We start from the raw sequence: 25048 nt of genomic DNA on the forward strand, positions 1-25048 counted from the left end.
CGCGTAGCCAAAGCTACGCGCAAGCAAGTGACGATGCGCAGGTAAACCGTCCCCCGGACGGTTTAGCCGTGTCCGGGGGACACGGCGACCTGCGCATCCAGCGGGCTTCTCCGGGCGACCGCTTCGCGGCGGGCCGATTTTGGCGCCGGGCGGCGTCGCTTCGTCGGTCACGATGCGCAGAGGCATCGCTCCCTCCTTGCTTCTTGCCCAACACCAAAATCGGCTCCGTCACGACCGCGCGGCAATTGAATACGGACCCTAAGTGAAACCGCGTATCCTCATCCTGATCGGCGCGTTCTGGCCGGGTCACGAATCGGCCGGGCCGAACCTGAGCGTCAAGACGATGTGCCAGGCACTGTCCGACGAATTCGATTTCCTGCTCGTCGCGCGCGACCGCCCGTTCGGCGCGACCGAGGCGCTGGTCGCGAACGACGCGTGGTTCAATCTGGGCTGGGCGAAAATTCATTACCTGACCGTCGGGCGGAACGGTGCCGAAGGGCTGGCTGCGTTGTTGCGGGACACCCCGCACGACGTTTTGTTTTCCAACGGCTTCTTCGACCGCGAGTTCACCATCCCGGCACTGCTCGCGCGCCGCTTCGGCAAGGCGCCGCGGCGACCCACGATCATCGCGCCGCGCGGCGAATTCTCGTCGGGCGCGCTCGGGCTGAAGGGGGGACGCAAGGGGCTGTACCGTCGCATCGTCACCGCGCTCGGACTGGCGAAGCAGGTAACCTTCCAGGTCACAAGCACCGAGGAGGAAGCCGACATCCGCGCTGCCTTCCCGCGCAATCCGGTCGAGCGGATCGGCAATGTCCGGCCGCTGTTTGCGCTGCCCGGTTATTGCCCGGGCGCGACGTTCCGCGCGGCGTTTCTTGGCCGCATCTCTCCCGTCAAAGGGCTCGATATTGCGCTGGAGGCGCTCGCGCTGGTCAGGCAGCGCGTCGATTTCACGATCTACGGACCCGTCAGCGACGCGGCGCACTGGGCACGGTGCGGGGCGTTGATCGCCGCGCTCCCCACCAACGTCACCGCGCATCATGCGGGTGAACTGACCAACGACGCGGTGCCCAGGGCGATGGCGGCGCAGGACGTGCTGCTGCTGCCATCGCGCTCGGAGAATTTCGGGCACGCGATTTTCGAAGCGCTCGCCGCCGGAACACCGGTCGTGATCGGCGACAAGACCCCGTGGCGTGGACTGGAGGCGGCGAAGGCGGGGTTCGACATCGCGCTTCCTGATCCGGTAGGCATTGCCGCGGCGATCGACCGGCTGGCGGCAATGTCCGCCGCAGACCGTGCGGCATGGCGCGCCGGCGCGCGCGCGGCGGCCGAGGCGTTCGTCGCGTCGAGCACCGCACGCACCGATATGACGCACCTCTTTCACCGGCTGGCGGGGCATTGATGCCGAGCGAACTTCATCCTTCCGCCGCCGCGCGCGCGATGCGGGCGATGCGCGGCCTGACCAACCTGCGCGGCTGGCACCGCGTCGCCGCGGCTGCAGCGGGATCGAGCGGGGCGTTCCGTGTCGCCAATGACGGGCTGTGGCTCGAAGGCGATCTGGGGTCGCTGATCGAGCGCGAATTCTATCTCTACGGCGGCTACGAGCGCGAGCAGATCGACCTGTTCCTGTCGCTGGTCCCGCGCGAGCGGCGCGGCACGATCCTCGATATCGGCGCTAACATCGGCACGCATTCGCTGCGTTTCAGCCAGGCGTTCGAGCACGTCCTGTCGTTTGAGCCGAACCCGCTGGTGATCGACCGGCTGCGGCGCAACGTCGCGCTCAACGACGCGCGGAACATCGCGGTGCATCATGTCGGGCTGGGCGACGCGCCAGCCGACCTTGAGTTGTTCGCGCCGGTCGGGACCAATCAGGGGCTCGGGACTTTCCTGACGACTGACCAATACGATCTGCCGCTCGAACGGATAGGCATGTCGCGGATCGAAGCCGGCGACGCTTATGTCGGCGCCCATGCGCCCGGGCGGATCGACGCGATCAAGTGCGATGTCCAGGGCTTCGAAGTGCAGGTGTTCGCCGGCTTGCAGGACATCATCCGCCGCGACCGCCCGATCGTCTGGGTCGAGGTCGGCGGCGGGGCGCACACCGTGGCCGACGAGATCGCCGCGCTGATCGCGTTGCTGCCCGCCCCGGCCCGCTACTTCCGCATGTCGACCGAAAGCACCGGGCTCGTCTCGCACGCCACACTGGTCGAAGCCGATGCCGCCGATATCGTCGGGGGCGACTGGGTGATCGTGCCGCGATGAAGCCCGCCTTGACCCTCCCCGCCGCTTCACCCATCGGGGCGCCATGACCAGCCTGACCACCCATGTGAAGCGTTTCGTCGGACCGATCATCGCCAACCGCTGGACCGGGATCATCGCCGCGCGCGTGCTCGGCAACCGCATCCCGCACCGGGGGCTGACGATCGACACCTCTAGCCCGGTGGTCGATGCCGAGACCAAGGCGGCGTTGCTGGTCAATGGCTACGAATCGGCCGAATACCGCTTCGTCCAGCGTTACCTACCGACCGATTGCGACGTGCTCGAACTGGGCGGCAGCCTGGGCGTGATCAGCTGCACGATTCGCCGCCGGATCGCCGCCGACCGCCGCCAGTTCGTCGTCGAGGCGGACCCCAGGCTCGCCGAGGTGTTGCGCCGCAACCTCGCGCTCAACGATTGCGCGCGCGGCGTGGAGATCGTCGAGGCGGCGATCAGCTACGGGGCCGGCGGCACCGTCAGGTTCGCGCTGGGCGAACGGTCGGACAGCGGGCGGATCGCCGCCGACGCCGATGGATTGCCGACGATCGAGGTTCCGGCGGTCACGCTGGGACAATTGATCGAGCGACACGGTCTGACCGACTTCGCGCTGGTCTGCGACATCGAAGGCGTCGAGTGGCGGATCGTCGAGCACGACCTCGACGCGCTGGCCAAGGCGCGGGTCGTCGTAATGGAGACGCACGGTACCCCCGATCATGGCAGCCACGACGATCTGATCGCCGCGATCTTGGCGACCGGGCGGTTCGCCCTGCTCGACCAATATGGCCCGGTCGTCGTGCTCGAGCCCAAGAGGCCGGCGTGAAAACGCGCCTGGCGATCGTCGTCACCCATCCGATCCAGCATTTCGTGCCGTTCTACCGCGCGATCGCGGCCGATTCCGATATCGAGCTGCACGTGCTCTTCGGCGCGCCGATCGGGGTCGAATCCTATTACGACGAGGAGATGCGGACGCAGATCTCTTGGAACATGGACATGCTCGGTGGCTATTCGAACGAGTTCCTCGGCGCGGTGCCAGAGGGCGGCCAGTCGAGCGTGCGCCAGCCCGATTCGCCGGTTATCGGCCAGCGGCTGGCGGCGTTCGGGCCCGATGTCGTCCTCGTTTACGGTCACATGCAGGCCAATGTGTTCCGCGCGATCCGGTGGTGCCGCCGGCACAAGGTGCCGCTGATGACGATCGGCGATTCGGAATTGCTGCGCGACCGCACGACGGTCACCAGGGCGCTCAAGGAAGTCGTCGTCCGCGCGATCTTCCGGCGCTATTCCGCGCTCCTGTCGGTGGGAGACCGCAACGCGGAGTTCTACCGCTATTACGGCGCGCCGGCGGACCGCATCTTCCGTTCTCCGTTCACGATCGACGAAGCGACCTACCGCGCCGCGCAGGCGAACCGCGCCGCGCTGCGCGCCGCAACGCGCGCGCAATACGATATCGCCGACGACGCGATCGTCGCGCTGTTCGTCGGCAAGTTGTCACCGCGCAAGCGCCCGGGAGACCTGATCGACGCGCTCGCGCAAACCCGCGGACGCACAGTCACCGCCTTATTCGCCGGCAATGGCGAGCTGATGGACGAACTGCGCGCCAAGGCGACAGCGTCGGGCGTCGAAGCGCGTTTCGCCGGGTTCGTCAACGTCGATAAGCTGCCCGGGCTCTACGCCGCCGCGGACATGCTGGTGCACCCGTCGCAGCACGATCCGCACCCGCTGATCTGTTCCGAAGGCGCGTGCATCGGCCTGCCGTTGATCCTGAGTGACAGGATCGGCGCCGCGGGGCCGACCGACATCGCGCGGCCGGGCGAAAACACGATCGTTTTCCCGTGTACCGACATCCCCGCGCTCGCCGCGGCGATCGACGGGCTGGCGAGCGACGACGCGCGCCGCGCCGCGATGAGCGAACGGTCGCGCGCGATCTTCGACGAATGCGATGTCGCGGCGAGCGTCGCCGGGCTGAAGCAAGGCATCGCCACGGCGCGCGCGCGACCGCGATGAGCGCCGCACGCAAGCTGTTCAGCCCGAGCTATTGGCGCAGCGACAGCGCGATCGCGAGCTGGCTGCGCGGCGCGGGGTGGCTGTTCCTGTCGTCGCTGATCGAACGCGTCGCGGCGCTCGCCCAGACCGTCCTGATCGCCCGCGCGATCGATATCCAGAATTACGGGCGGTACGCGCTGCTGTTCTCGACGATCAGCCTGCTCTCGCCGATCGTCAGCCTGCAGCTGCCCTATTCGGTGGTGTATTTCGTCTCGCGCTTCCAGACACGCGACCCTGCGCGGGCCGGTGCCGTCGTATTGCTCGGGCGTCGGCTGACGCTGGCGACGACAGGGTTCGCACTCGCCGTGGCGATTGTGTTCGCGAGCCCGTTATCGCGCTGGCTGTTCGCCGAAGGGGGATTCGGCTGGCCGATCGTATTGGGCGGCGTGATCCTGCTCGCCTCGGTTCAGGCCGGGTTGAGCGATGCGGTGCTGCAGGCGAGCGAGCGGTTCCGCGTGCTCGCGCAGGCGCGCGTCGCCACCGCTGTCCTGTCCGTCGCGGCATTGGTGCTTGTGCTGCATTATTCGCCGACCTTGACGACGGTGCTGGCGGTCGTCGCGGCGGGCACGATCTTCCGCCTGATCGCGGTGGCGATCCCCGCGCGCGCGATCAGCAAGCGGCTCGCTGCCGAAACCGATTTCCGCCAGGCGCTCGGCTCGGCGCGCGCGATCGTCCACTTTTCGCTCCCCAGCGGGCTGCTGTCGGTGGTGACCGGCGTGTCGGTGTGGATCGGCAATTACTACCTGACTCGCCAGCCACTCGGGCTCAAGGATCTCGCGATCATCAACACGGGCCTGCAATGGCGATCGCCGATCCTCGTCATCATGGCCTCGCTGGCGAGCGCGATCGTGCCGATGCTCGGGCGCTACCTCGGTGACGACGACCACGCCCAGACGCGGCGGCTGCAGCGTTATCACATCTGGCTCAACCTGGCAGTCGCGCTCGCGTTCTCGGGTGTCGCGATACTGGCGTCCAGCCTGATCCTAGCGCTCTACGGCCCGGCCTTTCGCGGGCAGAACTTCCTGTTCGGCCTGTTTCTGATCGCGCTCGTGCCGACCGCCTATGTCACCGCGCGCCAACAGGAATTGGTCGCGAGCGGGCGGATGTGGCTCCAGTTGCTGTTGTTCGTGCCCTTCGCGCTGATCGCGATCGGCGGGACATTCTGGTATGCGGAAACGCTAACCGGCGCGATTCTAGGCTATATTCAGCTGGCGGCGTGGATGGTAACGGCGGCGCTGATCGCGGTGTTCGTGCCCCCACCGGGCGAAACGGCCACGCGACCCGCGGAGATGGCGTAGCATGTGCGGAATATTGGGCGTCGTGGCCAAGGGACCGATCGAGGTGGGGCGGTACCGCGCCGCGCTCGACAGCCTCGCGCATCGCGGGCCCGACGGCGAAGGCGAATGGCGCGACGCGGAAGCTGGCATCTGGTTCGGCCACCGCCGCCTGTCGATCATCGACCTGAGCCATGCCGGCGACCAGCCGATGCTGTCTCCCGACGGCCGCTTCGCGCTGATCTTCAACGGCGAGATCTACAATTATGTCGAGCTGAAGCGCGAGCTGATCGCGATGGGCGCGAGCTTCGTGTCGGAGAGCGACAGCGAAGTCATCATCGAGGGCTATCGCGCGTGGGGCCGCGGCGTGCTCGACCGGCTGAACGGCATGTTCGCGTTCATGCTGTTCGACCGCGCAAACCGAACGTTGCTCGGCGCGCGCGACCGCTATGGCGAAAAGCCATTCCTGTTCGTCTCGCGGCCCGACGCGTTCATGTTCGGGTCCGAGTACAAGGCGCTGCTCAGCCTGCCTGGGGTCGGTCATGAGTATGACGAGCTCCGCCTGCTCCGCGCGGCGTGCAATCCCAGCACCGGGCTCGACGCCGACCGGCAGACCGTGTTCCGCGACGTCCAGCAACTTCTGCCCGGCGAAGCGGTCGCGATCGACCTCGACACCCTCCGCCCCGACATCTGGCGCTATTACGCGCCGCGCCCCAACACCGACCGCGCCGGCGCGAGCGAGGCCGATATTTTCGCCGAGTTCCGCGATCTCCTCACCGACTCGGTGCGCATCCGGTTGCGCAGCGACGTGCCGGTCGGGTCGTGCCTGTCGGGCGGGCTCGATTCGAGCGCGATCGTGTGCATCGCGCGCGAGCTAGTCGGCGCCGATGCCGACTATAATACGTTCACCGGCCACTTCCCCGACACGCCGGCGGACGAACTGCACTATGCCCAGGTCGTGATCGACGCGACGGGCGTAAAGCGCCATCTGGTCGAGCCCACGGTCGACCGCCTGCTCAACGATCTGCCGCGCTTCATCTGGCACAACGAGCTGCCGACCGGCGGGTCGAGCCAGTTCGCGCAATGGTGCGTGTTCCACCTCGCCAAGCAGCACGACGTCACCGTGCTGCTCGACGGGCAAGGCGCCGACGAGTTGCTCGGCGGGTACGAGACCTATTTCGGACTCTACGTCGCGGCGTTGCAGGAAACCGGCGACACCGCGCGGCTCGAGCGCGAGCTGCCCGAGATCCAGGCGCGCTACGGCGGAGCGCTCAACGGCGTGTCGCGATCGTGGCGCGACCGCCTGCCCTTCCGCCTGCGCCACTTGCTCGCCAATCGGCTCGGTGCGGGGTCGAGCCTGTATTATGCGATCGAGCCGGGGGTCGCGCAGCGCATCATGGTCGAGAACGGCCGCACGCGCATTCCCGGCTTCAACACGCTATCCAGCGCGCTCGCGGAGGACAGTTTCGGCGGGTTCCTAACGACGCTGCTGCGCTATGGCGACCGCAATTCGATGGCGCATTCGCGCGAGGTGCGTCTGCCCTTCTGCGACCATCGCCTCGCGGATTTCGCGCTGTCGCTCCCGCCGCACCTGTTGATGGGCGAGGTCCAGAACAAGCGGCTGTTGCGCGAAAGCATGCGCGGCATCCTGCCCGAGGAAATCCGCACGCGCTGGCGCAAGCAGGGGTTCAACCCGCCGCAGGATTTGTGGTTCAAGTCGCCGCGCATGATCCAGCAAGTCCGCGACATCTTCGCGTCGGACAGTTTCCGCCAGTCGCCGTTCTGGATGGCGGGATATTGGGATCGCATGCTGGCGCGCGTCGAAGCGGGCGAGGACGGGCTCGGCTGGACGCTGTGGCAGCCGTTCATCATCGAAAGCTGGCGCCGTGAATTCCTCGGCCGAATCGGCGCCCAGCAATCCGCCGCCTTGCGCAACGCCGCCTGACCGCTACCGATATTTCTCGAATGCTTCCGGCAACCACCGGGCCATGCAATTGGATGTGCGTACATGCTTAATGCCACGACCCGCCATCACCTCCTCCAGAAACTGTTCTGGAATCCCGTGGGGGCGAGCATCGCGCGGCGCTTCATCCGCTTCAGCCGCAAGTTCGACGTGGTCGTGCGCAACTATTCGCTCAACGGCGAAACCAATGGCGAGCGCTGGCTGGCGACGCTGATGGACGACGCGCCGCTCGCGATAGACGTGGGCTTCCACGACGGCGCCTCGACCGCGGAAATCCTGAAAGCGCGGCCAAAGGCGCGGGTGATCGGTTTCGACCCGTCGCGCTTCGCTCTTGGATGCTACGACAAGGACTTCAAGAGCGACGAACGCATAACCTTCGTCAACCAGGGACTCGCCGCCGAGCCGGGCGAGCTCGAGTTCTACGATTACGACAATATGTGCAACAGCCTGGCGAAGCGGAAGGAAATGCCGGGCGAGAAGCCCCGCACCTACAAGGTGCCGATCACCACGCTCGACCAATGGTGCGCGGACAACGCCGTCGATCGCGTCAATTTCATGAAGGTCGATGCGGAGGGCTATGACCTCCACGTGCTCGAAGGCGCCACGCGGCTGCTCGGCGAGCAGGCGATCGATATCTTCATGTTCGAATTCGCCAGCGGATGGACCGGATCGAAGCGCTACCTGTGGGAAGTGACCGAATATTTCGAGGACAAGCCGTACAAGCTCTACCACCTGTTCAACGGTTTCCTGACCCCGCTCAAATACGACGTCCATATCGATTCCTGCACGACGATGTTCGCGATGTACGTCGGCGTGAGCGACGAACGGATGGCGCGCGGCGACATTCCCGTCCGCGATTACGGGCTCTGAGGGCGGGATGCTGTCGTCGATCGTGATGGGCCTTGCGCGCGCGATGCCGCGCGGCGGGCACCGGTTGGTCAAGCTGCTGCGCCCGGTCCTACCGGGGCTGGCGCGCTATCCAGCGACGCTGAAGGCCAACGGCTTCACCTTCCGCGGCGATCTCGCACTCAACGTCTTCTACCCGCTCGCCGTGTACGGTTATTACCGACATCAGGCGGTCGAGGACGACGTGCTTGCCTTCGCCGCGAAAGGCGCGCGCACGATCGCCGATGTCGGCGGCAACATCGGCTATACCACCGCGCTGATGGCCGGGGTCGCGCCCGATGCGCGGATCCTGACGTTCGAGCCGCTCGCGCTGTGCCAGCCCTATCTCGCCCAGGTCGCGGCGCATTTCCCCGGCGTCCGGATCATCCCCAAGGCGGTCGGCGCCGAGCCCGGTACCGCCGAGTTCAAGCTCCGGTCGCAAGTCGACCGATCGTCGTTCGCGGGCAGTGGCAGCGAGCATGACGCGACGACGCTGAGCGTGCCGATGACGACGCTCGACCTCGAACTCGCCGCCGAGCCGGTCGACCTGATCAAGATCGATGTCGAAGGGTTCGAGGATGTCGTGCTCGCCGGCGCGCGCCAAACGATCCTCCGGTGCAAGCCGATCGTCGTGTTCGAAGCGTACGAGGAGGACGTGCTGCGCCGCTCGGTCGCGTTCTTCCACGGCCTCGACGCCGGCTACACGTTGCTCAAGATCACGCATCAGGGCGAGTTGCGTCCGCTCGAATCGCTGACGCGTGGCGCCGACGAAGTGTGCAATTACGTCGCGTGGCCCGCGGGCCGGTCGCTGCCCGACGGGTGCCGCATCCCGCGCAGCTACGACCGCCCCTGACGCCGATGCGCTGCGTCTTCGTCTCGGACATGAGCCCGTCGCTCGGGCATGTGTACGGGCTGCGCGTGGCGTCGCTGGCGCGCGCGATGGCGGCGCGGGGGCATTCGGTCCTCATGCTCGCACCCGCGCCCAGAGGTGCGGCGGCTGACGAGACCGAAGTTGCGCTTGCGGAACGGATCCGCAGCCACGCTTGGTGCGAACCGCTGCTGGTCGAGCGCGCACTGCAGCCCAAGGCGTTGCTATCGTTGCAACGCTCAGCCTCGACACCGGGCGTGGTACGGCGCGCGCTGACCGCCGGGCTCATCCTCACCCAGGGTGGCGTGCAGGGCGATTGGGTGGCGGGCGCCCGACCCGTTTACGATACGATCGCCGGCGAATTCCGCCCCGGCATCGTATGGGCGAACTTCGGCAACTTGAGCAATCTCGTCGTCGGCCAGCAGCTCGCGGCGCGCGCACGCGCACCGTGGGCGATCGATTTCAAGGACAATTTCGCGAATTACGTGCCCGCGGGCCTGCATAAGCCGCTCGCTCGCCGCTTTCGCAACGCGGTCGCGGTCACGACGAACGCCGTGCTCCACGGCGACGCCGCAGGGCGATGGTTCCGTCAGCCGCGCACGGTGATCTATTCGGGCGTCGCGCCGGACATGGTGGCATCGCACACCAGCCTGCCGCGCGCCGATCGATTCCTCGTGACGCTGGTGGGCAGCGCCTACGACACGGGCAATCTCCAGCGCTTCGTCGGCGCGCTCGCCGGCTGGGTAGCGCGGGGCGGCGAAAGCCGCGCTCGCGAGACGCTGTTCCGTTACGCCGGGGCGCAACACGCCGACGTCACCGATGTGGTCGAGCGGTCCGGGCTCGCCTGCGAGGCGACGGTCACACCGAACATACCGCACGGCGAGCTCGCCGACCTGTGCCACGACGCAGGGGCGAACTGCTACACCTGGGCGGCGTTCGGGTTCCACCACAAGGCGCTCGAGCTGATGGCCTGTCGCCGCCCGGTCATCGTCTTTCCGGGCGAACACCCCGAAACGATTGACCTGGCCAAGCGCGTCGCGGGCGACCTCGATGTCTGTCGCAACGAGGAGCAGTTGGCGAGTGCGTTCGACCGCGCTTACGCCTTGTGGCGAGAGCGTCGCCCGGCAGCCCCCGATCTCGACATTTCGGGCGTGAGCTGGGACGCCGGGGCCGCGCAGCTGGAGAATATTTTCGCGCGCGCCGTCAGCCCGGCACACTAGCGCGCGCCATCAGGCGGGCGGTGATGCGGTGCACGCGCTTCACGAATTTCGGATACGCGAAATGTTCGAGCCCCGGCGGTACCACATGCGGCCGGTTGAGGCTGGACACCACCGCGTCGACTAGCGCCACCGTATCGAGCGGATCGACGACCAGCCCCAGTTCCCCCTCGCGCATCGCCTCGCGCGTGCCGTCCAGCGTGCTCCCGATCGCGGGAATGCCGCAGGCCATCGCTTCGAGCAAGACGAAGCCGAAGCCTTCGCCCCGGCTCGGCATCGCGTAGACGTCGGCCAAACGATAATGATCGGCCTTTTCGTGCTCGGCGACCATGCCGGTGAAGCGGACATGATCGGCTATGCCGAGCGCGAGCGCCTTGCGCTCCAGCCGCGGCCGATCGACGCCGTCGCCGGCGATCACGTACACCAGGTCGGGCGCGCGCTCGACCATGCCGCCGAGCGATTCGAGCATGCGGTCGAAGCCCTTGTAGCGTTTGTGCCCGGCGAGTCGGCCAAAAGTCATGACTACGCGCCGCCCGGCGACATCGTAGCGCCTTTCGAGCTCGGCGCTCTTGGGCCCGGTCGAAAAGCGATCGAGATGGACCGCATTCGGCAATACCGCACATTGCGCGTCGGGGTATGGTGCCCAGGATCGAAACCGTTCGAGCGTCAGCGCGCTGACCGCGGTGACAAGATCGGCCGACCGCGCGACCCAGCGCGTGATCGCGCGCCGGCTGGGCGTCCACGCTTCGATCCCGTGGATCGTCAGCGACAGCGGTGTGCGCAGCAGTGTCGCGACCGCGCGGGCCAGCGGCAGCAGGTTGATATGCCCACAAAACACCATGTCGAACGGACCGCTGCGCATCGTCCGGGCTACCGCCCGCAAATAGGCGCGCGCGCCACCGATCGCCGATGTGTCGAAGTCGAGCTTGTCCGGCAGATCGTCCCGCAAGGGCAATTTCGCTATGCGCGGCAACGCGACGACCTGCTCGATCGTCGGGTCGAGACACATCGCTTCGATGACGTCGCGGTTGGCGAGCGCGATGCCGCCATGGCCGCCATAAGCGTCGGTCACCAGCATCAACACGCGGCGCCCGCGCCCCGGCGCGGGAATGGGCTCATGCTGCATGAAGCTCATAACGGGCCGATAGGGCTGACCCTCTGCCAAGCAAGCCTATTCCATTGCGATTCATCGCATTTTTGACCGGAGTGGGTCAGTGCGGGCTTTTCCTGCGGCAAAAAAGGGAGCCATTCTCTTGGCCAGAGCAAACCGATGACGGCGATCGCACATTAGGCCGAGCTTCGTTAATCGAACCTCCCCGGACATGGTTGCCGCGCTTGGCATCGCGGGGCTTAGCGGCTAGGGCGCTTGCTTCGCGCGCATGGGGCGCGCCCGCGGGGCCAGCCGACCGTCCTATGCCGAGTTTTTTCCGGTCGAACCGGCCCCACACGCTCTATGCCGCGCTGATATTCCTGGTCGTGACGGTGCTGTTCGGCGGCGCGTCGCGCTACAACGTCGGCACATCGATCGTCCCGCGGCTCGCCGCGCTGATTGCGCTCGTCTACCTGTTCTGGCGGCGGCACGGTTCGCCGATCAAGATCGAGCGCCCGGTGCTGGTGTTCTGGCTCCTGCTGTTCGCGGTACCGTTGATCCAGTTGATCCCGCTGCCCTGGTCGGTGTGGACCGCCCTGCCCGGCCGAGGGTTGGCGCGCGACGTCTATACCGCGATCGGCGTGCAGCCCTGGTTGCCGATCAGTCTGTCGCCGAGCCGGACGCTCGATTTCCTGCTCGCGCTGTTCGTGCCGCTGGCGGCGTATTTGCTCGGCTCGCATCTCGATTTCGCGGGCCGTGCGGTAGTGTTGCGCGCAATGCTCGCGCTGGCGCTCATCAGCGCGGTCGTGGGCCTCCTCCAGCTCACGTCAGGCTCATCGAGCCCGCTCTATTTTTACCATATCACCAACGACGATTCGAGCGTCGGCTTCTTCGCCAACGCCAACCATCTGTCGCTGTTCCTGGCCGGCGCAATCATCATCGCGCTGGCGTGGCTGGGGGATTCGATGGCGGTGACGGGGCGCATCGTCGCGCCCGCCGTGGTGTCCGCAGGGGTCGCCGTCGCCGTCCTGCTGTTCGGCATCGCCGGCACCAGTTCGCGCGCAGGGGCGATCTTCTCGGTCATTGCGCTCGTCGGCGGCATGACGATGCTGCCGTTCGAGCGCGTCGGGTTGCGGCGGAGCTATGTGCTGGGCGGCGCCGCAGCGGTGACGATCGCGCTGGCCGCCGGACTCGGCCTGGTCTTGAGCGGCACGTTGCTGTCGGGCCGCTTCGCGTGGGGATCGGATACGCAGGAACGAGTCAATTTGCTGCCGCAGTTCGGCCGAATCATTCACGATTTCTTCCCGTTCGGATCGGGGCTGGGCAGCTTCGAACCGATCTTCAAAAGCTACGAGAAGGCCCAGGAACTCAACTTCGGCTATTGGAACCAGGCGCATCACGATTATGCGCAGGTCGCGATCGAGGCTGGGCTAGCCGGGATCGCGTTGGTGCTCGCCTTCCTCGTCTGGTACGGGTTCCGCGTGGTCGGCATCTGGCGCAACGGCGACGAATCGTCGCGCGTACGGCGGCAACAGGCGACCGCGGCACTGTTCATGGCGCTGGTGCTGCTGCACAGCGGCGGGGACTATCCGATGCGAACCGGTGCGATCGCGGCGACCTTCGCGTTTCTCGCGGCGTTCCTGACCGCGCCGAACGAAAGCCGCACCGCGACGCGGCGGCGATCGCGCGGCAAATTGGCGAATGAGGCTTTTCCGGGCTATGAGCAGAATTAAGATGTGGTACCGGGCATCGAGTATCGTCGCGGCGTCGCCGCGCAGGGAGGCGCGTATTTACGGCAGGGTTATCGCAGTCGGCATTCTGGCCAGCATGGTTGGCGGGTGCGCGGGCTCCAATTTCAACGCGCAGACCGCTAGCGCGGCCAAGGTGGAAACGACGCTGCCCGCTCCGTCGATCACCGACATTTCGCGCGAGCAGGCGGATTACCGGATCGGGCCGCTCGACAAGCTGACCGTAACCGTATTTGGCGTGTCCGACCTGACCACCAACGGCCAGGTCGACGGGGCCGGCAACTTCTCTATGCCGCTGATTGGACAGATCCCGGCGATGGGCAGCACCACCAACGAGCTTGCGCACAAGATCGAGGCCGCGCTCGCCGGCCGCTACCTGCAGAATCCCCAGGTCAGCGTGACGGTCACGGAGGCGGTCGGTCAGCTCGTCACCGTCGAAGGCAGCGTGAACAAGCCCGGCCAGTACCCCATTGTCGGCCGCACGACGTTGATCCGCGTGGTCGCGATCGCCGGCGGCACGTCTGACCTGGCATCGCTGCGCGAGGCGATCGTGTTCCGCACGGTCGGCGGCCAGCGGCTGGTCGCACGATACAATATCAAGGATATCCGCGGCGCGCGCGCCGAGGATCCCGAGATTTTCGGCAACGACCTGGTCGTGATCGGCGAAAGCGCGGGCAGGAAGCTGTTCAAGGACATCCTGTCGGTCGCCCCGCTGGCCGGCATATTCTATCAGATCAGCAAGTAAGGTTCTCTCTTGGCCACTAGCAATCTCCCGCTCGATCTCGGCGCGGACGCACATCCCGACGGCTCGCGGCTCGCGCTCGAGCAGTTCCTGCAGCAGCAGGACACCGAGAGCGCGCTGACGCAATATATCCAGGTACTGGTGCGCCAGAAGTGGATCGTTCTGGCGATCATCGCGGCGGGCGTGCTGGCCGCGGTGTTCATCAATGCCACCACGGTCAAGCTGTACCGTTCGACCGCATCGCTCGAAGTCGCGCGCGAGACGCAGCGCGTGGTCAATACCGACGACGGAACGCCCAAGGCGACGGCGGCGTCGCCCGAATTCTATCAGACCCAGTACGGCCTGTTGCGCAGCCGCGCGCTCGCCGAGCAGACCGTCGAAACGCTGCGGCTCGCCGACAATGTCGGGTTTCTCTACGGCTATAGCGGCGGCAATCCGCCGGCGGACGCGCTGAAGGGCGATCGCCGCAAGCGCGAGCTCGCCGCAGCCGGGCTGTTGATGGCGCATCTCACGGTCGAGCCGCTGCGCGGGTCGAGCCTGGTGTCGGTCAGCTTCGACAGTCCCAATCCCGACCTGTCGGCGTCGGTGGTCAACGCCATGGCCAAGAATTTCATCACGTCCAACCTCAACCGCCGGTTCCAGGCGACCGCTTATGCCCGCAGCTTCCTGCAGCAGCAGATCGAGAATACGCGGGTGAAGCTGGAAGCGTCCGAACGGGCGCTGGTCGCCTACGCCGCGCAGCAGCGCATCATCAATTACGAAGCCGGCGCGACCGGCAAGGACGCCGACCCGTCGGCCGGGCAATCGGTCACGTCGACCGACCTTCGTGCGCTCAACGACGCGTTGAATGTCGCAAAGATCGACCGCGCGCAGGCTGAGGCGCGGTACCAGCAAGCGGCGCGTAGCGCCGGGCTGAACGCGACCGAAAGCCTCTCCGATCCGACGATCAACCAGTTGCGGTCGTCGCGCGCCGAACTGCAGGCCGAATATCAGCGGCTGTCGGCGACGTTCCGTCCCGATTATCCGAATATGGTCGCGTTGCGTCAGCAGATCGCCGAGATCGACAAGCAGCTCGGGCGCCAGGGTTCGGTCGTGCTCGATTCGCTGCGCACTAACTATCAGGCCGCGACTCAGCGCCAGAACGACCTCCAGCGCCAGGTCGATGGCCTCAAGAACAGCGTCATCGACCTGCGCGGGCGCAGCGTCCAGTACCAGACGCTCCAGCGTGACGCCGATACCAACCGCGCACTCTACGACGCGTTGCTGCAACGCTATAAGGAGATCGGCATCGCCGGCGGTGTCGGCACCAACAACGTGTCGGTGGTCGACAGCGGTCTCGCGTCGCGGTCGCCGGTGACGCCGCGCACGACGATGAACCTGCTGCTCGGGCTGTTGCTCGGCGCGCTGATCGGCGCGGCGGTCGCGTTCATGCTCGAACAGCTCGACGAATCGATCATCGCGCCGCACGATCTCGAGCGAAAACTCGGCGTGCCTTTGCTCGGCAGCGTCCCGCGCGTGTCCGAATCGGAACTGTCGCTCGACTTGCTCGAGGACAGCAAGACGCCGCTGGCCGAAGCCTATCTGTCGCTCCAGACCGCGTTGCGGCTGACCACCGCCAAGGGCGCGCCGCGCGTCCTGTTCGTGACCAGTTCGCGCCCGTCCGAAGGCAAATCGACCACGGCGATGGCGGTGGCGCGCAACTTCGCCGCGCTGGGCCGCAAGACGATCCTGATCGACGCCGACCTGCGCAACCCTTCGGTGCACAAGATGCTCGGCTTCGCCAACGCCGGCGGGCTGACCAATCTCCTCGCCGGGGCGACCGACATCAACACCTACATCCGGCCCGGACCGGTCGACCGCATGATGGTGATGAGCTCTGGGCCGATCCCGCCCAACCCGGCGGAGTTGCTGGCCGGCCCGGCACTGGCCGAGACGTTCGAGCGCTTGCTCGAGCAGTTCGATCACATCGTCGTCGATGGCCCGCCGGTACTGGGGCTGGCCGACGCGCCGCTGATCGCGAGTTACGCCGAAGCAACGATGTTCGTCGTCGCGGCGAAGAATACGCACACCCGGACCGCGCGCATCTCGCTCCGCCGCCTGGCCGACGTCCACGCCAACATCCTGGGAGCGGTGCTGACCAAGTTCGACGCCAAGAAGGTCGGCTACGACTATGGCTATAATTACGAATATGGCGACAAGCGGATCGGGTTCCTGAAGCGGTCGGCCGGCTAGGCTCTCGCGCCGTGCCGGTCACGATCACGCTTCCGCGGGGGACTCGCCCGGTCCGGATCGCGGTGATGGCGCTGGCGCTGGTCGGCGGATTTTTCACGATCCGCTCGGGCGCGGCGTTCTTTCTCGCGACGCCCGCGACAGCCGAGATCGCGCTACAGATCGACCCGACCAACGGCGACGCGATGAGCACGCGGGCGGACGAGTGGCTGAAGACCGTCCAGATGGGCGACGAAGCCGCCAAGCTGTCGGCGTTCAGCCGACAGGCGCTCGAACAATCGCCGTACAATGTGATAGCCTTGCGCGATATCGGCATCATCACTGCCGCCAATGACGACGAACCCGGCGCCGAACGGCTCTTGTCGCTCGCCTCGCGCCTGTCGCTGCGCGATTACCTGACGCACGCCTGGCTGCTCGACTACCGCTTCCGCACCGGCCAGGTCGCGGCGTCGGTGCGCGAGGCCGATATCGTGCTGCGCCAAATGCCCGAGAACTGGGAAATCATCATGCCGGCGCTCGTCGCGCTGACCAACGATCCGCGCGTCATCGATCCGCTAGCGCGAGCCCTGGCGGCCAAGCCCGACTGGCGCGGCACTTTCCTGTACAAGCTGAGCGAGGCGAACCCCAACCCGCCCGAGACCTTCGCGTTGCTTCAGCGGCTCAAAGCCCTGGGGTCGGCAGCGAGCAAGGAAGAGCTCGACCAATATTTCGTCGTCGCGGGGCAGAAGACCCCGGTGCGAACGCTCTATGCGCAATGGGTCGCGCTCCTGCCGTCGAGCGCCAAGGGCGAAAGCGCCGCGCTGCTCCACGACCCCGACTTTGCGGGGCTCGACGCGCCGCCGCCGTTCGGCTGGCGGCTCTACCCCAGCGAGGGCGTCTACGCCGAGCGCGGCCCCGGGCCCGGCGGCATGGGGAGCGCGCTATTTGCGTCGTTCGCCGGCGACAAGGAAACCGTCTTCGCCAACCAGGAACTCGTGCTCTACCCCGGCCATTACCGCCTGAGCGGCCGCGCGTTTGCCGACGACGCGATCGACAAGGGCACGTTTCGTTGGTCGGTCATCTGTATGACCAAGGAGCATCAAGCCCAACTTGGCCAAGCACCGATCACGACGATCCCGGGCAAATTGGTGTCCTATGCGATCGAGTTCGACGTGCCGGCCGATTGCGATCAGCAGGGGATAGCGCTGGTCGGTGCCGCCGTCGGAGACTCGTTCGACACGCCGGGCCTCTATGTCGACGGCCTGCAATTGAAACGACTGCGCTAGGACGACAGTAGCGCGCGGGTTTCACCGGGCATCGAGCGGCGACAAATAAAAAGGGCGCGCAGTCGATGACTACGCGCCCTTGAATTCTTTCGCGATCAGCGAATCACGGGCTCTTCGGCTTCGAGTCGCCCGAGGCCGCGGCGATCACGCCGGCGATGATCGCCAGAACCGCGAGCACGGCGACGACGGCGCCGGTGCCGTGAATGTGGTTGGCGTCCTTCGCATCGGCGCCAGCGCGCACGGTGCTGACCTTGGCCATGACGGTGCCCTTTGCGGGCGCAGCCTGCGCCACAGCCGGCGCAGCCGCGAGCGCCACCGACGCGAGCGCGGTCATAGCGGACTTAAACAGCACCATTAGCAAACTCCCTTGGTTATTCGTTCCAATTTCCCCGTGCGCTTGCCACACAAACGCGACGACTGTCAACCATATCGCGGGTAGTTACGGCAACGGTTCCTACCCTTTTTGTCCGCTCGACGGTCAACCAGATCGCAAACGCAAGTTCGGAGGATTTGTTGCGCGACGCAACAGAGTTTTTTCCGAAATCGGCCACGATCGACCGGTCATTGCCGCGTCACGGTTAAATTATGGTGACACCGATCGACCGGCCAATCCGCAAGCCAAGCGCAGCGACAAAGCCCTTGTCTGTCGTCGCCCAATCCCGGAAAGGGCCAGTCATGTCGTCGCCCGCTCGTCCGCGCATCCTGGTGGTTTTCGGCACGCGGCCGGAGGCGATCAAGCTGTTCCCGCTGGTCCATGCGCTTCGCCGCACCGCCGCCGACGTGCGCGTCTGCGTGACCGCGCAGCACCGCGAAATGCTCGATCAAGTCCTTGAGATCGCGAAAATTACGCCTGATTACGATCTCGACCTGATGTTGCCCAACCAGTCGCTCGACGCGCTCACCGCGCGGCTGCTGACCGAGCTCGGGCGCGTGCTCGACACCGACAAGCCCGACCGCGTGATCGTCCAGGGCGACACGGCGACCGCAATGGCCGGCGCCCTCACCGCCTATTACCGCAAGATCCCGGTCAGCCATGTCGAGGCAGGGCTGCGCAGCGGCAACATCTATCACCCTTGGCCCGAAGAGGTGAACCGCAAGGTCGTCGGCAGCATCGCCGACCAGCACTTCGCGCCGACCGAGACTTCGCGCGACGCCTTGCTCGCCGAAAATGTGCCCGCCGACCGTATCCACGTCACCGGCAACACGGTGATCGATGCTTTGATCGAGACGCGAGCACGGGTCGATTCGGACGCGTCGCTGGCTGCGGCGATCGCACCCATCGCTGCCAAATACGCCGGCAAACGGATTGTGGCCGTAACGACACACCGCCGCGAAAATTTCGGTGGCGGGCTCAAATCGGTCGCCCAGGCCGTCCGCCGAATTGCCCGGCGGCCCGACGTCGCGGTGATTTTTCCGGTGCACCCCAATCCCAATGTGCGCGGGCCGATGGCCGAGGTGCTGGCGGGGCTCGACAATGTCGCGATGATCGATCCGCTCGATTACCCCAGTTTCGTTCGGCTGCTGTCGCTGTGCGATTTCGTGATGACCGACAGCGGCGGCGTGCAGGAGGAAGCCCCTGCCCTCGCCAAGCCGGTGCTCGTGATGCGCGAGACGACCGAGCGGCCCGAGGGTGTGACCGCCGGCACCGCCAAGCTGGTCGGCAGCGACGAGGAGCTCATCGTTACCGAAGCTTCACGACTTCTGGACGATAGCGCCGCCTATGAAGCCATGGCCCGCGCCCACAACCCATTCGGAGACGGCAAGAGCAGCGAGCGAATCGCGCGCATTGTCGTCGAATCGTTCGCCTGACATGACGCAGAGCGTCTGCATCGTCGGGCTCGGCTATATCGGCCTGCCCACCGCCGCGGTGATCGCGCGCAGCGGCGCGAGCGTGCTCGGCGTCGATATCCGCCCCGCGGTGGTCGACACGATCAACGCCGGCAACATCCATATCGAGGAGGCCAATCTCGATTCGCTGGTGCGCGAGATGGTCCAAGCGGGCGCGTTGCGCGCCGCGACGGCACCCGAGCCGAGCGATGTGTTCATCCTCGCGGTGCCCACACCGTTTACCGACGGCCACGCGCCCGACATCACGTATGTGTTGGAGGCAACGCGCTCGATCGCCCCGGCGCTGCGCCGCGGCAGCCTGGTGATCGTCGAATCGACCTGCCCGGTCGGCACGACGGAGGCGGTTCGCGACGTATTGCGCGACGCGCGGCCCGACCTGGTATTTCCGGACGGAAGCGGCAACGCCGCCGATGTCTGCGTTGCCTATTGCCCAGAGCGCGTGCTGCCCGGGAAGATCCTTGACGAACTCGTCAGCAACGACCGATCGATCGGCGGGCTGAGCCCGGCCTGCGCAGCACGCGCGGTGGCTTTCTATCGCGGCTTCGTGGCGGGCGAGTGCATCGCCACTACTGCACGCGCCGCCGAGATGTGCAAGCTGGTCGAGAACTCGTTCCGCGACGTCAATATCGCGTTTGCCAACGAGTTGTCGGTGGTGTGCGACACGCTCGACCTCGACGTGTGGGAGGTGATTCGCCTCGCCAACCGCCACCCGCGCGTCAACATCCTCCAGCCCGGCCCCGGCGTCGGCGGGCATTGCATCGCGGTCGATCCGTGGTTCATCGTCCACAGCGATCCCGCCAACGCGCGGCTGATCAAGACCGCGCGCGAGGTCAACGACGGCAAAGCGCATTATTCGTTCGCGCGTGCCGCGGCGCTGGCCGACGCCAACCCGGACGCGGCAATCGCGTGCCTCGGCCTCGCGTTCAAGGCGAACATCGACGATCTGCGCGAAAGCCCCGCGCTGGAAATCGCGGTCGAACTGGCCAGGAAATACGGCTCACGCGTCCGCGTCGTCGAACCGCACGTCGCCGCGCTCCCCAAGGATTTCGACGGTACCGGCGCAATGCTCGCAACGCTCGACCAGGCGCTTGCCGACTGCGGCATGCTGGTCGTGCTGGTCGATCATAACGAGTTCAAGACGGTCCCGGCGGAAGCCCGCGCGGGCAAGGCGATCTACGACACGCGCGGCATCTGGCGCGGCTGATTATTTCGCGCCGAACCCGCTGACGACGGTCCCGACCGTCTTGAGCAGGATCAGCAGGTCGAGCCAGCCCGAGAAGTTCTTGATGTAATAGAAATCGTAATTGAGCTTCGAATGGACCGAGGCGAGGTCCGCGACGTGCCCCTGATTGACCTGCGCCCAGCCGCTGATCCCCGGGCGCACGATATGGCGGTACGAATAGAATGGGATTTCCTGCTCGTACCAGCTCGACAGCGCGACCGCCTCCGGCCGCGGGCCGATCCAGCTCATTTCGCCCATCACGATGTTGATCATCTGCGGCAGTTCGTCGAACCGCGTGCGCCGCAGCAAGCGGCCGAGCCGCGTGATCCGCTGATCCTGCTCGATCGTGATATAATCGTCACGACCGTCGCCAGTCGACGGATCGACCGTCATCGTACGGAATTTCCAGACGTGGAACGGTTTGCCGCGATAGCCCATCCGCTCCTGCCGGAAGAAAGCGGGACCGGGCGAATCGAGCCGAATCGCGATCGCGGTCACGATCAGCGGCACGATCAGGATCGGCAGCACCGCGAGCGTGAAGAGGAGGTCGAGCCCGCGCTTCATCTTGCGATAGGCGAGATTGGGTAGCAGCGACCCGAAGCTGTTTTCCGACAGATGCTCGATCGACACGCGCCCGGTCAGCGATTCGCGGATCTGCTTGGTGTGATAGATCGGGTGACCCTTGATCGCGGCCTCCGCGAGCATGCGCTCCCACGCGTCGTCATGGTCGAAACGCAGATCGGCGACGATCACCGCGTCACGCCCCGGCGGAATGCGCGGCTCGGTCAGCGGAATCCAGTCGACATTGGGAATCTCGGTCAGCGCCGCGGTCTTGCCGAACGGCACGATGTAGAACGGCTTGGTCGTGGTCCGCGCGAGGTAGAAGTGGATGGCGTAGGACGTAGCAGATGCCAGCACGAACGACGACACCAGATAAGCGCGGCTATAATCGAGCCGCAGCAGCAGGAGCGCGACGAGCACCAATCCATACGATGTCGCGTAGGTCGGGATGATATAGCTGAACACGCGCGAGCCCGGAAAAGCGGTCACGCGGCGCAACAGGAACAACCCCACGATGGCACCGAAGATCGCGCCGACGAAAACGTTGTCGATCTGCCCGATCAAGGTTGCCCCGTTCGGGTTTTCGAGGATCACGGGACGCGCGAACAAGGCCCGCGGCACCAGCACGGCGAATACCAGCACGGCGAATGCCTCGACCCGAAACGATTCGAAAATGCTCGATCGCGGCCGCGTCGCTGCCATGGCCCGACTCATCAACATGCCGGAGAAATCCCTTTTATACGCTTGTACTCGCACCCTATTCGCAGCGCGGCGTTACACCTTTAGGTCGTCTCAAGTCCATTGGCCTGGCTTAGGGTCATCGCGGGCGCAGGTCGGTTGGCGGCAAGATCGGCTCGCCGCGCGCCCGAAGGTCGGCGATTCGCGCGACTTCGGCCTCGATCGCCTTCACGCGCTGGCCCCAGCCCGGATAGGTCGGGCTGGTGAACAGCCCGCCCAGATGCTTCGCCTTGAACCGGCGATACAGCACTACCGCCGCGGCCGGATCGTACCCCGCACCGGCCATCAGGTAAGGCGCCAGCCGGTCCGCCGCCAATTCCTGCGCGCGACGGGCTTCGGGACCGATCCCCGTCTTGTGATGCCCAAGCACGTTGTGCGCGAGCTCGTGCGCCATGACCGCCGCCAGCGCATCGGGCGTCCGCGCGAAATCGACCATCGCAGAGGACAGTTTGATCCAGATCGTGTCGGTGCCGAACGCATCAAGCTCGTCGATCGAAATCTGGAAGCGCGACTGGCAGGCGGGGGCGCCGACCAGTTCGATTGCGATCAGCTGGCCGGCGCGATCGACCGTCACCGTCGCGCGGCCATCGGCGAGCGCCTTGTCGAGCGTGTCCATCGCGGCCTCGACCGGGGTGAAGCTGGCGCCGGCAGACGGCGGCGACGCCGCGAACGGGAGGCCATCGGCCGCGATCAACACGTCGCCGGGCTTGATCCCCGCTTGCTCGGCGGCCGATTGCGGCACGACCAGCTCGACCGTCGGCCGGTTGGTCATCCCAAGCACGCGCGCCGCCGCCGCGCGGTACGGCGCATCATATTGTGCCAGCGTGCCAAGCGTCGCGCCGGTTTCGACGAACCCTTTCGCGCATTGCGCCGCATTGCCGGTGACGAGCCGGTACCCGACTGTCGCGACCTCGACGTCCTGGCCCAGCAACGCACGGACGACGGCATCCGCCTGATCCTGCTTCGAATCCGCACGCGCGGCCGGTACCAGCAACGGCAGAGCAGCCAGCAGGATGATTCGGCGCCATGACATGCCTTTGCGCTAGACGGTGCAGTCCGGCTTGGCGAGATCGCTCGACGCATCGGCATGCGCACCGTAAGGGAGCGGCCATGACGAACGATCGGCACGGCAGGGACTGACGCGGTGTGCGGCATCGCTGGCCTTGTCGGCCGCTTTCCCCCCGGCACGATCGGCGCGATGGGCGCATTGCTCGCGCGGCGCGGGCCCGACGATCACGGCGTGTTCGAGGATCGCGAGGCAGGGATCGCCTTCGCGCACCGGCGCCTCTCGATCATCGACCTGTCGCCCGCCGGGCACCAGCCGATGGCCGACGGGTCGCGCCGCTACACGATCACGTACAATGGCGAGATCTACAATTACCGCGAGTTGCGCGCCGAACTGATCGCGCGGGGCCGCCGATTGCGCGGCCATTCGGACACCGAGGTGATTCTCGAACTGTTCGCCGACGAGGGCACGGCGATGTTCGCGCGGCTCAACGGCATCTTCGCGCTGGCGATCTGGGATTCGGTCGAGCGGCGGCTGTGGCTGGTTCGGGACGGGATGGGGGTGAAGCCGCTCTACCTCGCCGAAACCGCGATCGGCCTTGCCTTCGCGAGCGAATTGAAGGCGTTGCTCGCCGTGCCCGGGCTCGACCGCAGCATCGACCGCACCGCGGTCGCGGCGTATCTCGGCTATCTCTATTCGCCCGGCGAACGCACCATGTTCGAAGGCGTGCGCAAGCTCACACCGGGAACCTGGCTGCAGATCGATGCCGATGGCCGCCGCACGACCGAGCAATTCCACACTATTCCCACTTACGCGCCCTCCGCGATGAGCGCGGAACAGGCGATCGCAGGAACCGAGGCCACACTCCGCACCGCGGTCGAGCGCCAGATGGTCGCCGACGTCCAGGTCGGCGCATTCCTGTCGGGCGGCCTCGATTCGAGCGCGATCGTCGCGTTTGCGCGCGAACATACGCCCGACAAGCTTGCCTGTTTCACGATCGACTATCGCGGCAGTGACGATGGCGAGATGATCGACGACCTGCCCTATGCGCGCACAGCCGCGCAGCATCTCGGCGTCGATCTGCACGAGATCGCGGTCGATTCGCGCATGGCGAGCGAATTCGAGGCACTGGTTTACACGCTCGACGAGCCGCAGGCCGACCCGGCGGCACTCAACAGCCTCAAGATCGCCTCGCTCGCACGCAGCCACGGGATCAAGGTGCTGCTGAGCGGCAGCGGCGGCGATGATGTCTTCACCGGCTACCGCCGCCACCGCGCCGCCGCGCTCGACGCGCGGATCGATCGCTTGCCCGCCCCGGTCCGCGCGGGGCTCGGGTCGGTCGGCGCGCGTATTCCGGGCCAGTCGGCGACCGCGCGGCGCTTGCGCAAATTACTGTCGCCGATGGGCGAGGAGAAGGATTCGCGGCTGCTCAGCTACTTCGAATGGCTGCGGCTGGAGGATGCCGCCGCGCTGATCGGTGGCGCGTCGCCGGGCCTCGCGGTGGATGCCCGGCGGCCGATGCGCGACACGCTCGCCGCCTATCCCCAAGGCAACCAGGTCGAGCGCGCACTCCGGCTCGAACAGCATTTTTTCCTGATCGACCATAACCTCAATTACACCGACAAGACCGGGATGGCGGCGGGGGTCGAGGTGCGCGTGCCGTTCCTCGATCCCGACCTGATGGCGTTCGCCGCGAGCATGCCGACCGAGTTCAAGCTGCGCGGCGGCGAGACCAAATGGGCGCTGCGCAAGGCGATGGAGCCGTATCTGCCGCGCGACATCATCTATCGGCCCAAGACCGGGTTCGGCGTGCCGCTCCGCGCATGGATGAAGTCGGGGCTGCAACCGATGATGGCCGACCTGCTCTCCCCGGCGACGGTCGAGCGGCGCGGGCTGTTCGATCCCGGCGCGGTCGCCGCGTTGCGTGCCGCGACGGAGGCGGGCCGCGTCGACGGGCATTATTCGCTGCTTGCGCTGATGGCGATCGAGCTGTGGTGCCGCGCCTTTGCCGATCAAGTCGCGCCGGTCAGCGCCGCCGCCTAGGGTTGCATATTCGCTCTGCTCTCTTAGGGCGGGCAAAGAATTCTCCATATTGGGAA

General features: G+C 66.3%; 20 protein-coding genes. 16 read left to right on the forward strand and 4 right to left on the reverse strand.

Annotated elements, in window-relative coordinates:
• The first annotated feature begins 262 nt into the window (after window positions 1-262).
• The 9 genes from E7773_RS03770 to E7773_RS03810 all read left to right on the forward strand — a co-directional run bounded on the left by E7773_RS03770 (window position 263) and on the right by E7773_RS03810 (window position 10503).
• Complete coding sequence (locus E7773_RS03770; RefSeq protein WP_293988384.1) at window positions 263-1399, forward strand: glycosyltransferase; 1137 nt, start codon at window positions 263-265, stop codon at window positions 1397-1399.
• On the forward strand, window positions 1399-2259 hold the full coding sequence (locus E7773_RS03775; RefSeq protein WP_293988387.1) for an FkbM family methyltransferase: 861 nt from the start codon (window positions 1399-1401) through the stop codon (window positions 2257-2259). The genes E7773_RS03770 and E7773_RS03775 overlap by 1 nt, the downstream gene beginning before the upstream one ends.
• Before the next feature lie 43 nt (window positions 2260-2302).
• Window positions 2303-3073 carry an FkbM family methyltransferase gene (locus tag E7773_RS03780; protein ID WP_293988389.1) on the forward strand — a complete coding sequence of 257 codons (771 nt, stop codon included), beginning with the start codon at window positions 2303-2305 and terminating at the stop codon, window positions 3071-3073.
• Window positions 3070-4254, forward strand: a complete 1185-nt coding sequence (locus E7773_RS03785; RefSeq protein ID WP_293988391.1) for a glycosyltransferase family 4 protein — start codon at window positions 3070-3072, stop codon at window positions 4252-4254. Before E7773_RS03780 ends, E7773_RS03785 begins: the two co-directional genes overlap by 4 nt.
• Window positions 4251-5591: an oligosaccharide flippase family protein gene (locus E7773_RS03790; RefSeq protein ID WP_293988394.1), complete on the forward strand. Its 1341-nt coding sequence runs from the start codon at window positions 4251-4253 to the stop codon at window positions 5589-5591. The genes E7773_RS03785 and E7773_RS03790 overlap by 4 nt, the downstream gene beginning before the upstream one ends.
• A 1-nt stretch (window position 5592) precedes the next feature.
• Complete coding sequence (gene asnB / locus E7773_RS03795) at window positions 5593-7512, forward strand: asparagine synthase (glutamine-hydrolyzing) (protein ID WP_293988398.1); 1920 nt, start codon at window positions 5593-5595, stop codon at window positions 7510-7512.
• 63 nt (window positions 7513-7575) lie between these two features.
• Entirely contained in the window at window positions 7576-8400 is an 825-nt protein-coding gene (locus E7773_RS03800) for an FkbM family methyltransferase (protein ID WP_293988401.1), read from the forward strand.
• A 7-nt stretch (window positions 8401-8407) separates the two neighbouring features.
• The gene (locus E7773_RS03805) at window positions 8408-9268 is read left to right on the forward strand and encodes an FkbM family methyltransferase (RefSeq protein ID WP_293988404.1); all 861 of its coding nucleotides are present in this window, start codon (window positions 8408-8410) and stop codon (window positions 9266-9268) included.
• Between the two features lie 29 nt (window positions 9269-9297).
• Window positions 9298-10503 carry a hypothetical protein gene (locus tag E7773_RS03810; RefSeq protein ID WP_293988406.1) on the forward strand — a complete coding sequence of 402 codons (1206 nt, stop codon included), beginning with the start codon at window positions 9298-9300 and terminating at the stop codon, window positions 10501-10503.
• On the opposite strand, the gene E7773_RS03815 is transcribed toward E7773_RS03810, so the two are convergent.
• Complete coding sequence (locus E7773_RS03815) at window positions 10487-11635, reverse strand: glycosyltransferase family 4 protein (protein WP_293988409.1); 1149 nt, start codon at window positions 11633-11635, stop codon at window positions 10487-10489. The two genes, E7773_RS03810 and E7773_RS03815, sit on opposite strands and share 17 nt — an antisense overlap.
• Window positions 11636-11913: 278 nt before the next feature.
• Here E7773_RS03815 and E7773_RS03820 point away from each other — a divergent pair, with 278 nt between their 5' ends.
• Genes E7773_RS03820 through E7773_RS03835 form a run of 4 tightly spaced genes read left to right on the forward strand, consistent with a single transcriptional unit; the run spans window position 11914 to window position 17574 of the window.
• Complete coding sequence (locus E7773_RS03820) at window positions 11914-13323, forward strand: O-antigen ligase family protein (protein ID WP_293988412.1); 1410 nt, start codon at window positions 11914-11916, stop codon at window positions 13321-13323.
• A 1-nt stretch (window position 13324) separates the two neighbouring features.
• A complete protein-coding gene (locus E7773_RS03825) occupies window positions 13325-14083 on the forward strand; it encodes a polysaccharide biosynthesis/export family protein (protein ID WP_293988415.1) in 759 nt (252 codons plus the stop codon).
• 9 nt (window positions 14084-14092) lie between these two features.
• A complete protein-coding gene (locus E7773_RS03830) occupies window positions 14093-16312 on the forward strand; it encodes a polysaccharide biosynthesis tyrosine autokinase (RefSeq protein ID WP_293988418.1) in 2220 nt (739 codons plus the stop codon).
• Window positions 16313-16323: 11 nt separating this feature from the next.
• Entirely contained in the window at window positions 16324-17574 is a 1251-nt protein-coding gene (locus E7773_RS03835) for a hypothetical protein (protein ID WP_293988421.1), read from the forward strand.
• A gap of 103 nt (window positions 17575-17677) precedes the next feature.
• Here the strand turns inward: E7773_RS03835 and E7773_RS03840 are convergent, their stop codons facing one another.
• Window positions 17678-17929: a hypothetical protein gene (locus E7773_RS03840; RefSeq protein WP_293988424.1), complete on the reverse strand. Its 252-nt coding sequence runs from the start codon at window positions 17927-17929 to the stop codon at window positions 17678-17680.
• A gap of 320 nt (window positions 17930-18249) precedes the next feature.
• Here E7773_RS03840 and wecB point away from each other — a divergent pair, with 320 nt between their 5' ends.
• Window positions 18250-19383 (forward strand): UDP-N-acetylglucosamine 2-epimerase (non-hydrolyzing), encoded by a 1134-nt coding sequence (wecB, locus tag E7773_RS03845; RefSeq protein ID WP_293988427.1) that lies wholly within the window; start codon window positions 18250-18252, stop codon window positions 19381-19383.
• 1 nt (window position 19384) lies between these two features.
• Complete coding sequence (gene wecC / locus E7773_RS03850; protein ID WP_293988430.1) at window positions 19385-20626, forward strand: UDP-N-acetyl-D-mannosamine dehydrogenase; 1242 nt, start codon at window positions 19385-19387, stop codon at window positions 20624-20626.
• On the opposite strand, the gene E7773_RS03855 is transcribed toward wecC, so the two are convergent.
• Window positions 20627-21907 (reverse strand): sugar transferase, encoded by a 1281-nt coding sequence (locus E7773_RS03855; protein ID WP_293988433.1) that lies wholly within the window; start codon window positions 21905-21907, stop codon window positions 20627-20629. It abuts the gene before it with no gap.
• A gap of 115 nt (window positions 21908-22022) precedes the next feature.
• Window positions 22023-22976: a M48 family metallopeptidase gene (locus E7773_RS03860; protein WP_293988436.1), complete on the reverse strand. Its 954-nt coding sequence runs from the start codon at window positions 22974-22976 to the stop codon at window positions 22023-22025.
• A gap of 111 nt (window positions 22977-23087) precedes the next feature.
• On the opposite strand from E7773_RS03860, the gene asnB (E7773_RS03865) reads away from it, so the two are divergent.
• The gene (asnB, locus tag E7773_RS03865; protein WP_293988439.1) at window positions 23088-24992 is read left to right on the forward strand and encodes an asparagine synthase (glutamine-hydrolyzing); all 1905 of its coding nucleotides are present in this window, start codon (window positions 23088-23090) and stop codon (window positions 24990-24992) included.
• Window positions 24993-25048: the final 56 nt, after the last annotated feature.

Source organism: Sphingomonas sp., assembly GCF_004799495.1.
In the GTDB taxonomy this organism is placed as follows: domain Bacteria; phylum Pseudomonadota; class Alphaproteobacteria; order Sphingomonadales; family Sphingomonadaceae; genus Sphingomonas.

Bases quoted from the DNA above. Each gene is read 5' to 3' on its own strand.
- E7773_RS03820 (WP_293988412.1), top strand. From the start codon at position 11,914: ATGCCGAGTTTTTTCCGGTCGAACCGGCCCCACACGCTCTATGCCGCG.
- E7773_RS03840 (WP_293988424.1), bottom strand. From the start codon at position 17,929: ATGGTGCTGTTTAAGTCCGCTATGACCGCGCTCGCGTCGGTGGCGCTC.
- E7773_RS03800 (WP_293988401.1), top strand. From the start codon at position 7,576: ATGCTTAATGCCACGACCCGCCATCACCTCCTCCAGAAACTGTTCTGG.
- E7773_RS03860 (WP_293988436.1), bottom strand. From the start codon at position 22,976: ATGTCATGGCGCCGAATCATCCTGCTGGCTGCTCTGCCGTTGCTGGTA.
- E7773_RS03815 (WP_293988409.1), bottom strand. From the start codon at position 11,635: ATGAGCTTCATGCAGCATGAGCCCATTCCCGCGCCGGGGCGCGGGCGC.
- E7773_RS03805 (WP_293988404.1), top strand. From the start codon at position 8,408: ATGCTGTCGTCGATCGTGATGGGCCTTGCGCGCGCGATGCCGCGCGGC.
- asnB (WP_293988398.1), top strand. From the start codon at position 5,593: ATGTGCGGAATATTGGGCGTCGTGGCCAAGGGACCGATCGAGGTGGGG.
- wecC (WP_293988430.1), top strand. From the start codon at position 19,385: ATGACGCAGAGCGTCTGCATCGTCGGGCTCGGCTATATCGGCCTGCCC.
- E7773_RS03780 (WP_293988389.1), top strand. From the start codon at position 2,303: ATGACCAGCCTGACCACCCATGTGAAGCGTTTCGTCGGACCGATCATC.
- E7773_RS03775 (WP_293988387.1), top strand. From the start codon at position 1,399: ATGCCGAGCGAACTTCATCCTTCCGCCGCCGCGCGCGCGATGCGGGCG.
- E7773_RS03810 (WP_293988406.1), top strand. From the start codon at position 9,298: ATGAGCCCGTCGCTCGGGCATGTGTACGGGCTGCGCGTGGCGTCGCTG.
- E7773_RS03855 (WP_293988433.1), bottom strand. From the start codon at position 21,907: ATGGCAGCGACGCGGCCGCGATCGAGCATTTTCGAATCGTTTCGGGTC.
- E7773_RS03790 (WP_293988394.1), top strand. From the start codon at position 4,251: ATGAGCGCCGCACGCAAGCTGTTCAGCCCGAGCTATTGGCGCAGCGAC.
- wecB (WP_293988427.1), top strand. From the start codon at position 18,250: ATGTCGTCGCCCGCTCGTCCGCGCATCCTGGTGGTTTTCGGCACGCGG.
- E7773_RS03825 (WP_293988415.1), top strand. From the start codon at position 13,325: ATGTGGTACCGGGCATCGAGTATCGTCGCGGCGTCGCCGCGCAGGGAG.